8 protein-coding genes are annotated in these 12,874 nt (G+C 41.3%); 3 read left to right on the top strand and 5 right to left on the bottom strand.

The features are described from left to right. From H0247_RS11140 to H0247_RS11120, 5 genes are all read right to left on the bottom strand, one after another. Positions 1-648, bottom strand: a complete 648-nt coding sequence (locus H0247_RS11140; protein ID WP_039498606.1) for an acetyltransferase — start codon at positions 646-648, stop codon at positions 1-3. Further along, positions 645-1,802, bottom strand: a complete 1,158-nt coding sequence (locus H0247_RS11135; protein WP_039498607.1) for a DegT/DnrJ/EryC1/StrS aminotransferase family protein — start codon at positions 1,800-1,802, stop codon at positions 645-647. The genes H0247_RS11140 and H0247_RS11135 overlap by 4 nt, the downstream gene beginning before the upstream one ends. Before the next feature lie 22 nt (positions 1,803-1,824). Beyond that, positions 1,825-5,334 carry a glycosyltransferase gene (locus H0247_RS11130; RefSeq protein ID WP_219606714.1) on the bottom strand — a complete coding sequence of 1,170 codons (3,510 nt, stop codon included), beginning with the start codon at positions 5,332-5,334 and terminating at the stop codon, positions 1,825-1,827. A gap of 138 nt (positions 5,335-5,472) precedes the next feature. Then, positions 5,473-9,153: a glycosyltransferase gene (locus tag H0247_RS11125; RefSeq protein WP_180742593.1), complete on the bottom strand. Its 3,681-nt coding sequence runs from the start codon at positions 9,151-9,153 to the stop codon at positions 5,473-5,475. 159 nt (positions 9,154-9,312) lie between these two features. Beyond that, positions 9,313-10,170, bottom strand: coding sequence for a flagellin (locus H0247_RS11120; protein WP_180742592.1), 858 nt, complete (start codon positions 10,168-10,170; stop codon positions 9,313-9,315). Positions 10,171-10,454: 284 nt separating this feature from the next. Between H0247_RS11120 and fliD the strand changes: the two genes are divergently transcribed. The 3 genes from fliD to fliT are packed head-to-tail and all read left to right on the top strand — an operon-like array spanning position 10,455 to position 12,702. After that, complete coding sequence (gene fliD / locus H0247_RS11115) at positions 10,455-11,882, top strand: flagellar filament capping protein FliD (RefSeq protein WP_180742591.1); 1,428 nt, start codon at positions 10,455-10,457, stop codon at positions 11,880-11,882. Positions 11,883-11,911: 29 nt separating this feature from the next. Further along, the gene (gene fliS / locus H0247_RS11110; protein WP_180742590.1) at positions 11,912-12,322 is read left to right on the top strand and encodes a flagellar export chaperone FliS; all 411 of its coding nucleotides are present in this window, start codon (positions 11,912-11,914) and stop codon (positions 12,320-12,322) included. Next, positions 12,322-12,702 (top strand): flagella biosynthesis regulatory protein FliT, encoded by a 381-nt coding sequence (gene fliT / locus H0247_RS11105; RefSeq protein WP_039498613.1) that lies wholly within the window; start codon positions 12,322-12,324, stop codon positions 12,700-12,702. Before fliS ends, fliT begins: the two co-directional genes overlap by 1 nt. Positions 12,703-12,874 lie beyond the last annotated feature (172 nt).

Genomic DNA, 12,874 nt, shown 5'->3' with positions numbered 1-12,874 from the left:
TTACTTAAAAACACGCCCGGATTCATTCTTTCTCATCACTCTGCCAGGGTTACCTAACAGAATGACATTAGGTCCAATATCATTGAATACAACCGAACCCATGCTGATAATAACATCATCACCGATCGCAGTTCTCTCCTTAATAGCGACATTCATACCAATAAAAACTCGAGAACCAATATGACAATTACCTGCGATGGAAACGCCCGGTGAGATCACCGAGTGATTATCAATGACACAATCATGCCCTATGCATATATTAGGTTGAAGGTAGGCATTATCCTTAACCGTGATATCACATGAAATAGATGCCCCTTGGCATATCACAACACCGTTGCCCAAAGTGGTGCAAGAAGGTATATCTACAGAAGGATGAATAAGCGTAGCTAATGTTAATTGATTTTCTTCTATTTTCTCTGCAATTTGACAGCGTACAGTTGGCTCACCAATCGCAATCACTATTTCCATACTAGAGAGCGTTCGGACGGAGACAAAGTCAGTGACATGGATACCTTTAAGCAAGCGGTTGGGGTTAAAGTCATCAATAAAAATGAACTCATCCCAACGATTTTGAGTAGCATTAATAGCCTGTGCTAGGCACAACACTTCACGCCCCAATCCCCCAGCGCCATAAATCGCCAATTTCATATTGACGCTCCTCCTCGGTGTTCAGCTGTGCTGACCTTAGGCGCATTACTCTGAGCCAAAATCGCCATGATTACGCGATCTTGATCTTCTGGCAACAAATCGGGGTAAATGGGTAAACATAGCACCACATCAGCAACAGACTGAGCAACCGGCAAATTATCTGGACTGGCACTTTCAAGACCACGATACATAGGGAAAGAACTGATTAAAGGATAAAAATAGCGCCGTGAAAAAATATTCACTTCTTTCAATAATGAATAAAGCTCATCACGTGTGCAGGGAAAATCTTTACCGATAAAGATGGGGCAATACGCGTAGTTCCAATCAACTCCCTGAGGCATATTTATTAGCCCTATCGCAGGAATGTTTTGCAAAGCATCACAATAACGTTGGTATATTCTCCGTCGTTGATCCAAAGCCTGATCAATATATTGAAGCTGCAACATGCCAAATGCCGCTTGTACCTCGTTCATCTTACCATTGATACCCGGAGCCATGACTGTAACTTCATCAGCAAAACCAAAATTTTTAAGATAATCTATACGTTTTTTAGTTTTTTCATCAGGGCAAATAATTGCTCCGCCCTCAATAGTATTAAATACTTTTGTGGCATGAAAACTCAGAATGGATAGATCACCATGGTTCAGTATACTGGCACCATTGTGCTTCACGTCAAAAGCATGTGCGGCGTCATAAATCACTTTTAACCCATACGTATCGGCAATCTCTTGAATTCGGTCAACATTGGCAGGAATACCGTAACAGTGTACTGGGAGTATGGCAGACGTCGCTGGGGTAATAGCTTGTTCTATTTTTTCGGGATCGAGATTACAAGTAATAGGATCGATATCAACAAATACAGGTTTCAAACCGTTCCACAACAGTGAATGAGAGGTTGCAACGAACGAGTAAGGTGTCGTGATCACCTCGCCAGTAATACGCAATGCCTGTAAAGCCGTCAGCAACGCTAAGGTTCCATTAGAAAACAGACAAAGATGCTCAACACCTAAGTGTTCTGCAAGTTTCTTTTCAAGTTGCTGATGGAGCGGACCATTATTCGTCAGCCATTTGTTGGCCCAGATCTTTTCAAGATAGGGAATGAACTCAGTCAGTGGAGGAAGTAGTGGACTGGTAACATATATTTCATTTTTCATAAACAGCCCTTAATATAATAAATTATCGTGGAAGCCAAATTTTTTTTATAACTTCCAAGTTTTTTTGATTAAGCATCCAGTTTTCTTGAATTTCACTTTTCAACACAGTGCCAATCGTTCTAGTAGAATCAATATCATGGATATATCGATTCATTGCAGCAGACCAGTCCTTGTATCTATTTTTCACAAGATTAACGGAAAATCTACCTTTGTAGCATAAAATATCACTGCATATAACCGGTATTCCACATATACCAAGCTCTAACAAACGAATATTGCTGCGTGTTCGATTAGCATTATTATCAGCCAACGGTGCTATTGCAAAATCAAGATTGAGAGAGACTAGTTGTTGAGGGTAATGTGTAAAACCATGATAGCGATGATATTCATGAATAAATGGTTTCAGTTTAGGAGGATAAGTTCCCAAAAATACCCATGTAACCTGGTGAGAAAAATCACGGATGACGTTAGAAACCAACTCAATATCTTCATCACTGAGGCCCAGCGTTATACATCCAACTCGAGGTTTATCGCTTAGCCTTCCCGTGAGGGCAAGGTCATTCCAGAAATGAGGTAAATATGTAGGTAGAACCTGAATATCGTGATGTATTCTATCATATTGCTCGGCTAATGCTTCAGATCCGACAATCACCCTATCAAAAGGGGCCAAGTTCTCTTTTATTTTATTCAAGTATTCTTTTTTATTTTTACTATCATCAAGCTTACTTGATTCATAATAGTTCATATCATAAATAGAGAAGCAATCTTTCATCGATTTGAGATTAATTATATTTCCACTTTTAATAGAGTTCTGGGTAATGATAATATCAGGATCTATTTGCAAAAAATCAGATATAACGGAAGGTTCTGAAGCTATTGCACCGTCAACCGTTCCGTCGCATCTCATTTTATAAAAAGGCTCATCTAATCGATATATCTCCATCGGATTATAACTGTCAGAAAACATCATTACGCGAGATAGTCGTTGAGGTTCTAGCGATAGCTCGCGCGGCCTGATATGCTTTTCTATTTTATAATCCTTAGTTAAGGACAAATTTTTATTATAAGCAGGATCATTAGCAATGACATCTTCCCACTTATGATAGATAACTCTCTCCTGTTCTGAACAAGTTTCGTTGTTCTTATCATTTTTTTCTGGAGATAAATCAGTTACAACAATAGAGTAAGGGGTCCAAACGGAAAGATAACCCGCATCACGAATTTTTAGACTTAAATCGATATCAGCAAGATATCCCTGCGTCAGCGACTCATCTATGCCACCAACTTCTTGATAAACAGAACGTTTTACAAGTAAACATAACAAGGGAAGCGCACTGTAATTTTGTTCTATTGCTAAACGATACATATAACCTGGGGCTGAGTAGTGACTCCCAACAAAAGGACTTTCCCCTACACCATTGAGTCCAAGAACCATGCCTGCTGAATAAACTTTCTCATTTAGATTAATGACTTTACTGCCAACACATCCAACATCATCACGCAGACAATGATTGACTAAATTTTCCAGCCATTCATCATGTGCAGGAAAAACCGCCACATCAAGCAAGAGTAAATAATCACCCGATGCTTGATTAGCTGCAATATTATTGAGTCTCGCGCGACTTTCCTGATATGGGTGCAGGATGACTTTTATCCTGTTAGGATCAATTTTACTGACCTCTTCCAGCCAGTAACAATTCTCTTCGATCTCAGCATAGCAACTGAGAATCAAAACTTCATAATGGGTATATTTAGATTTTTCCAATAATCCCATGAAACAGCGCTGCAATAGATTGACATTACCATTATCGATGAGAATGATACTAATTTTAGGTAAATTTTTGTTATGACCATAAACAATCCGACATCCACCTAAAGCATTGTGAAAAATCAAACTATTCACATAACCTTTTTCGCTTAAATAGCGCCCAACCAATTCTTCTATTTTACTGCTATCTATATTTAATTCTTTTTTTGAATCACTAATTAATAATGGTTCAGGGAAATGACCGATACTACTATTCCCTTTTTCTGCAACCACACGAATCAGAATATCGAAATCAAAAAAATCAGGAAGAGCTTCATTATAGAAAATATTATCTCTAAATATGCTTTGATGGAAAAAACAGCCTACGAAAAATGCGCAAGGAAAACCCAAAAAGTAATCAATACTAAAATCTGGCAAAAAAGCTGATTCTAACTCGCCGCTATCATTAATGAATATTTTGTCAGGATAAATCGCGCTATATTCATTTACCTTATTCAAGTAACATATAGCAGAAAAAAATCTATCTACTATAAATGTAACACCAGCTCTCACATACTGGAGCCAATTAAAACACGGCTCAAATGCTATGTTTTTTATAGTAGAACTTAGTTTTGTTTTTTCGTGCAATGAAACCCAAGATTCAAAATCTTTAGAAAGAATATATTCTTTATCAGTAAAAACAATGCAGTGTAATCTTGAATACATTTTCTTAACAGGTAATAAAGACTCTAACGTAGTTAAAACCTCAGGCCAAGACTCAGAACGATCATAGATACAAACATAAATAATTTGAAGTGATGATAATTCATTAATTTTTTTGGAAACCAAAGCGATTCTTTCCGGAGAAAGCGTCTGTTGCTCAACCCATTTCACTACATTTTCTTTATAGTTACTATCATAACAATTTTGCGCTTTATTTTGTGTAATATCCAGAAAAGTGAAAAATTGTTGACTGGATAAACTATCCAACCCTTCATAAAAATCTTTATATTTATACAGGTTTGCCTTTACTCGCTCCAATTCTTGTGGAGAGTCATCCCAGGCGAAATCAGCATTTCCCACATCTTTAGAAGTATTCTCAGTGATAGCATATTTTTCATACCCCGAGGCAACTCTGGCAACCACAGGGCAACCACATAACCCAGCTAAAGCGCAGGTACCAGATGATTCATAAGAATACATAACGCGACCACGCTTAAGGACTTTAGCAAGTTCATTCAGCGATAGAGGTTGTTTCATCGATAAAACTTTTATGTTCTCAGGCAAGGTTGAAAAATCGACACAACTGCGCGGCACTCGATTTAAATACAAAAGGTCAAGATCTTTCTCTTTCACATCATCACAAAATACTGACAAATCATAGGTCGATATCATCAGTAAATTTGCATTGGCTTCGTTTTCAGCAAACTCTTGTCGATAAAAGAAAAAGAGATCGTCCTCGCCTGCATTAATACTATTACCGTTCAGAACCCCTTCTCTATTCAACATGTATCTGACACAGATGGGGGCATCAAAAGGGTTCCCTGAATATATTTCAGGGTAAATAGCAATAAATACTTTCCCCGATTCTTTATATTCTTTCAATCTCTCAGATGTTAATTGTGGTGTATTCCATTCTGGGTTAGTTACCGGAGAAACAACGTATGCTTCACCACCATGTTGGTTAATCAGATGACACAGACGATGTACGACCTGAATTCCAAGAGAAGATTCAGTGTAGCTTGGGACAGCAATTACATAAGGATATTTAAATTTTTTATTCATCATTTATCCTGAACTCAAATGCTTATGTACATAGTTTACAAAGATCTATTATCATTATTTAAAAATATGCTACCGCCCTTGGCTCTTCAGCAACCAATGCGCTATCACATCCTCATGTTGTGTTACTACATTATCTCGCTATTTTGGCAACCAAGCCTGTAACCAATCCGTCAAACCATCGCCTTCCAGCATCCAATCTTTATACACGGCGTCTCTCAGTTGATCGCCCGCTCTTGCTGTCGCATCCATATCAGCTAAATGCATACGAATAGCATCAGCCCAATCTTTAAATCGGTTATCTACACGGGTTACAGGCAAATTACAGCGATAGGGCTCAATATCAGTACAAATCACAGGAACGCCACAAGCACCTAGTTCCATTAAACGCAAGTTGCTTTTACACTCATTAAATTGATTATATTCCAACGGAACCAACGCCAAGTCGAGGTTCAAACTCGCTGTCTTTTGTGGGTAGTAATCAATAGGGACACCTGTATGAAACTCACATTTTACACCTTCGGGCTTCATCCCCATAAAGACCCATTCAACCTCATTTTCCAATTCTTTTACGACGGAACGGAGAATCGCCAAATCCCCTTTATGACTACTCCCACCAGCCCAACCAACACGGGGTTTCTTGCCTTGTCGACGTAAACTGACAAGCCCTTTCCACCATGATGCAGGTAAACGGTTATAGGCAACACGGATATCAGTATGATATTCAGAATAAGCATCAGCTAGAGCAGGAGTCGATACGACGACCCAATCAACAGACTCTAACGCTTTTCGGAAATTTTTAATTAATTTATGAGAAATTTTTTTTCTATTTCCGCTATTAATTGGTACATTTAGAATATAATCATCAAATTCAGCAACAACGGCAGCATTAGTATATTTACGATATTGAGCCACAACATTAGGCAATGCCACACCAGTTGTTCCTTGAATAATAACGACATCAGGAGCGATATCGGCAACATCAACTATTTTTATCATTCCGTGTTTTAATCCCCCCTCAATATGCATTTCTCTTTCTAATGCCTGAAACGGAAGTATTATTCTGTAATGGCCACAACCATGCCAATCAGAGTGCACGCCCATAACCGTAGGTAATGGACGTCCAGGCAATGGCTGCTGGAAACGCGCCATTTCTGGTGTCAAGGCAAAACCTGGTGCATATTTCCCATAAGCAGGATGATAGCATGGGTCATTAGTGAGTTGCGGTAACCAACGCTCATAGAGTGCATCAATGTCTGTGACTTGCGGTTGTGGGGGCAAATTAAAACGTTGCAATAAGCGTGATGCTCCCCCTAAATGAATCAATTCAGCATCCGGCGTCCAAACGACCAAATACCCTTGCTGCCGAGCTTTTAGCGCAAGATCGACATCGCCAAAATAAATAGGGTACTGTTGCTCATCGAATCCCCCCAGTTCACGGTAGACATCACGGCGCATCATCATGCAAGCAGCACTCACCGCACTGACATTATGCGTTATACATAAACGATTCATATACCCTTTTGAGTCTGCTAACGCTCCCTGAAATGCAATCGCAGCACTGTCATTCATTCCCAAGACAATACCGCCATGCTGAATCCGTCCATCAGCAAATGCTAATTTCGCACCAACAATTCCTACCTCAGGGCGCAGCGCATGATTCAGTAAGGCCTCCAACCACTTTCCATTCGTGATTTCAGTGTCATTATTAAGAAAAAGTAATACTTCACCTTTTGCCTTTTCCGCAGCAAAATTATTTATAGCAGAGAAATTAAACGAATGTGGCCATGATAAAACCTGAATTTGTGCTAATCCCATGGCAGCAAGCTTGCCAAGGTACTGGCAAGTACCTGGATCGGTTGACTGGTTATCAACAATCAACAATTCATAGTGCGGATACGAAGTCTGCTCCATGAGCGTTTCAATACAGCGACTGATTAGTGAGAGATGATCGCGTGTAGGGATAATGATCGATACTAGCGGTCTATGCATATGTTGATATTGAATATGGCACATCCCTTCATTTACACCAGAAGAGATATGCGCATCAATATTGCAACGGGTAAGGTGCCGCTGAACGATATGCGAGTAGTTATTGCCCACTGTTCTATCACGTAGCCAGCCAAATAATGCCTGCTGTGTATATACCAAAACTTCAGGAATATGCCCTAATGCCTGAGGGCCTTCTTTTTCAATCAATTGCCAAACGGCATCATACAGTTCAAAATCGCCACCGAGAGGAGTAAACCCTCCCGCTGAACGTAATGATGCGACTTCAAAAGCCAGACTACGCCCGATATAAGGGTAGCTTCGTAACATATCAATATTGCACTCGGGCTTCAGTATCGGGTTATCAGCTTTACCCTCTTTAATAATCGCTTCATCAAAATAGAAGGCACGAGCTGAAGGGAAGCGCAATCGATGTTCAGCCAGTAATAACAGCGCATGTGGTAGTAGCTGCTCACCTGCAGGTAGAATGAATAAAAATGCAGCCGATGTTTGTTCAATAAGTGTATTTAATACGTCGCTGGCATTAGTATTAGTAGATAACCAAACAGTATGATCAAAAGTGGTGTTACAGCCTTCAACGTTATCGGTTAATACATACACTTCGCTCGCGGTATAATACTGAGATTGTATACTGGATAATGATGTCAAGATCGATGATTCATCACTGCCTTTTGCTATGATAGCAACTGCAATATTACCAATCTCTGGGTAAGCTTGGATAAATGCTTGCAAGAAATCACGCCGAGCAGGGCTAATAAGTCGTTCACTTAACCACTGATCAACGGAATAAAAAGGTTTGATTTTATCACGTAAGGCTAAATTATGAAGTGTAAGCCTTTGCAGTTCCTGATCGGTTATTTTTTTAAGAGCAGGAGCAGGGAGTTGTTTCAGCAGCTCATCCAGTACAGTTGGCAGATGCCAATGAGCCTTATAATAGGCCATCCGCTGCTGCATGTATTCCACAGCACCTTGGTAACCGGCAATAATATCGTCAGACAATTCTTTTGCTGAAAGCGTTTTACCTACCGTTTCTTCCCGAAAGATATTACCTTCGGTCAACTCGGTACTGACATAGCCAATAAAACCACTACCGCGATATAAATAGACCGGAATACCTGAACACAACACATACTGACCGATACGACCAGTTGTCACTACAGCATCATAACCTTGTAAATCCTCATTCTGAAGCCATTGTTCTCGGCTGAGAATATCGCATTGAACAGAATAAGGTAGAAGTTCATCCACAAGTGAATTTACAACCAATGAACCAGTATCCATAATCACAAGCAGCCTTTTAAGGCAAGGGACGTCTACCGTAGACACTTGTTCATAATGGCGTTTAGGTACGGGATTAGGAAACACTTGGATTATGGAAGGTTCAATCCCTCTTTCATGTAAGAAATTATTCAACCGAGATAACAAAACAAGAGTTTTATCTGCCAGACGGTTTTCTAACGTAACATCCGCAGGCATCATTTCCCAAGCCTGCAATGACTGATGGTCAAAAACAATATTTGTCGTTATGCCGCCATTTAGCAGACGATTCAATAGACTGGCATTCAGTGACGTGCACTGAAGCCAAAGCAGCTCATAACTTTCCCTAAAATCGTGCTCTGCGCTATCCGTGACGAATAGTGCATCATTCCCGTACTTCTGTTCCAGAATAAGCCTTGCTGCATTGTCATAGTGATGACAGTACACATCGACATACCATCCCCTAGCGATAAATGCATCAATAAGATCCAACATCGCTAATGTTTCATCTTGATAATCAGTAAGTTGGAGTGTGCTGATAAAAACGTGCGGCATGGAAAAGCACCTTCTGTAGAAGGGAAGCAGGGTAATGCTATTATATTACTGGGAAAGAGGGTCGTTTACCTATCAATAAACCTATAAATGTCTATTTTATTTGAGGCATAAAAAAACCCGGCGAATGCCGGGTTATAAAATGCTTTATATCGCTGACAATTAACGCAGCAGAGACAGCACAGTCTGAGGAACCTGGTTCGCCTGAGACAGAACAGAGGTACCTGCCTGTTGCAGAATATTCGCTTTACTCATGTTCGACACTTCGGTTGCGTAATCTGCATCCTGAATTCGGCCACGGGCGTTAGACAGGTTATTAATGGTGTTATTTACGTTGTTGATCGTGGATTCAAAACGGTTCTGAATCGCACCCAAGTTGCTACGCGCGGTGTCTACAGCCTTCAATGAATCGTCTACTGCATCAATAATATCTTGTGCAAGATCTTTCGTTGCAGCGCCACCACTAATAGCCTCTACAGCATCGTCAACACCAGATATGGCGCTACCAGTAATAGTTGCATCAATCAATGCACCAGAAGTGATCTCAATGACTTCGTCATCACCTGTGTTTGCACCAACCTGGATACTGAGCCCAGTAACGGCACCGCCCAGCAATTTGGTACCGTTAAAATCCGCAGATTTAGCTACACGATCAATTTCATCCAGACGCTGTCTCATTTCTGTATAAACTGAATCACGGTCGTCCGAGCTATTCGTATCGTTCGCCGCCTGAACAGCCAACTCACGGACACGCTGTAAGTTGTTGTTGATTTCGTTTAGGTTGCCTTCCGCTGTTTGCGTCAGGGAGATACCGTCATTGGCGTTACGTGCAGCCTGAGTCAAACCTTTAACTTGCGCAGTCATACGGTTAGCAATCGCTTGACCCGCAGCATCGTCTTTTGCACTGTTGATACGCAGACCAGAAGACAAACGCTCAATCGCGGTGCCCAGAGAAGATTGTGATTTGTTCAGGTTGTTCTGGGTAACCAGAGACATGATGTTAGTGTTGATACCGGCCATAATAGATTTCCTTAATCGATGAGATGTAAGTTTCGGGTTAGACCCACGGGTTCATCCCCGTCGCTAACATTTATCGGAACACTTTTCAGAAGCTTTAATTTTTTTGCCAAAAATTTTTAGGAGAACAACAATCAGTGCGTGTTTTCATCCCACGCATCTGTAACCAATGCCCCACTTACTTGAGCAACACCGACATCACATCGACGTTAATGTTAAACTTATTCCTAACTCTGCCGATATGCATTAGGTAGACCAATGATTCTGGACAAGACAAGGATTCTATCATGGCAACCATTTCCTCATTAGGTGTAGGCTCTGGCCTGGATTTAACGACGCTGCTAAACAACTTAAGAACAGCTGAAAATCAGCGACTTACCCCCATAAAAACGCAGCAAGCCAGTTTTAAAGCACAGGTCAATGGTGTAAGTGCGTTAAAAAGTGCGCTGGATAAATTGAACACGGCGAACAATGCGTTGGCAAAATCTGAATCATTCGGCATTGTCAAAGGTTCGATTGATGGCATTACTAATACGAGTATATCAAGTACAAACAAAGCTTTTACCGCAACGACAAGTAGTAAGGCGGCTGCTGGCACCTACACCGTTGAAGTACAACATTTAGCCCAAGCGCATTCAATCACTTCTGCGGCTAAAACCAGTGCAACAGACGCACTGAGTGCCACAGATACAAAACTTGTCATTACGCAAGATAACGGTAAATTTCCAACCCCGGGCACCACTACGGGGCAAACCCAAAAATCATTGGAAATAGATATTAAAGCAGGCACTACATCACTCAATGATGTTCGTGATGCCATCAACAAAGCGAATGGCTCAGTGACTGCCAGTATTGTTAAAGCCAAAGATAATGAGTACTACTTAATGTTAACCGCAAAAAATAGCGGGACAGAGAGTAAGATGACGCTAAGTGACAGTGATAGTCTTCTTGGAACAACTACCGAGAAAGTCGCCGCGCAGAACGCTGTCATCGTCGCCAATGGTATTACTATCGAGCGCCAAAGCAATACGATCGAGGATGCGCTGGAAGGGGTTACATTAACCCTACAGGCAAAAACAGAAACAGATAAACCAGAAACACTGAGCGTTACGCAAGATATTACTGGCATGAAAGATGCTGTTAAAGCGTGGGTAGATGCCTATAATGCACTGCAAGACACTGTCATTGCACAAACTAAATTTACTCCAGTTAAGCCTGGCGAAGATCAAAACGCGACCAATGGTGCTTTGATTGGTGACTCAACCGTTCGTGAAATCCAGAACAAGCTTAAGCAACAATTAACGACACTTCAGCCCCAAGGCGGTGAATTCCGCATTCTGGCCGATCTGGGTATTACTCAGAACGCTAAAACCGGTAAGCTGGAAATCAGCGATACGAAACTAGATAAAGCCTTAAAAGACGAACCAGGTAAAGTTAGGGAATTCTTTGTTGGTGATAGCGATAAGACGGGTTTCGCAACACAGACCCGAACTTATATGAAGTCGCTGCTTGATAACATCGATGGTGTTATTAAAACCAAGCAGGATGGTCTCGACAGTACAATAAAAAAATTAGATACCCAATTAACTCGCGTCACTAACAGCATCGAAGAAACGATAGCTCGTTATCAAAAACAGTTTACTGACTTGGATAAAGCGATGTCTGGTATGAATAGTACAACTAACCAATTGACCAGCCTGTTCTCTAAGCTCTAAATTCCGATGAAAGAAAGATAGGTAGCGTGATGTACAATATGAAAGGCAGCCAAGCCTACGCTCAGGTAGGCCTTGAAAGCAGTGTGATGAGCGCAAGCCCACACCAGCTTATCGTCATGTTGTTTGATGGTGCGCGCAGTGCAATGGTGCGTGCGCGTATTCTCATGGAGCAAGGCGATATCCCGGGCAAAGGCATGGCGTTATCTAAAGCGATCAACATTATCAATAACGGGCTCAAAGCTGGGCTGGATATGGACAGAGGGGGAGAGCTTGTTGAAAATTTGTCTGCCCTGTACGACTACATGTCTCAGCGTTTGTTGATTGCCAATTTACATAACGATCCCAAAGCAATAGAAGAAGTTGAAGTGTTGTTGGAAAATATCGCTGATGCCTGGCGGCAAATCGGCCCTAATTACAAACCAGAGCAGGAAGTACGTTAATGGCCTCCCCCCATCGGCTTCTAAAAGATTACCAACAGCTTTTGTCTCTGAGTCAAAAAATTCTCCATTTGGCCGTGAGCGGCCAGTGGGATACGTTGGTTGAGCAAGAGATTGTTTATGTTCAGTCCGTCGAAGGCTTAGTTAATGCGCCAATTCCTGACGAAATTGACAGCGTGATGCGTTTGCATCTGCGGCAGATTTTGCAGGAAGTGATGGATAATGAAGCGAAAGTAAAACAACTTCTGCAGAAGCGGATGGACGAGTTAAGTTCGTTAATGGGGCAGTCACTGAAGCGAAAGTCAATTAATACGACTTATGGTGAATTTGCAGGCCAGCGACTGCTACCAGGTGAACCCGCTCCCGGTGAGCCAGGTTCATAATTCCATCCTCGTTATATATGATACTCGCGCCCCTATCTTCACCTGATACGGGCGCATTTTTTTACCCACAAGCGGTGCTTTTACTCTGCATGCTCAGACTATCGGTATAACGAAATGAGTACGCGTTAAGAATGTGAAGATTAGAAGACGTGGAGACAAAGAATAGACACAA

Source organism: Pectobacterium sp. CFBP8739, from assembly GCF_013449375.1.
In the GTDB taxonomy this organism is placed as follows: Bacteria; Pseudomonadota; Gammaproteobacteria; order Enterobacterales; family Enterobacteriaceae; genus Pectobacterium.
Note: the sequence above shows the minus strand (reverse complement) of the source record. Positions and strands in the feature narration are given on the sequence as shown.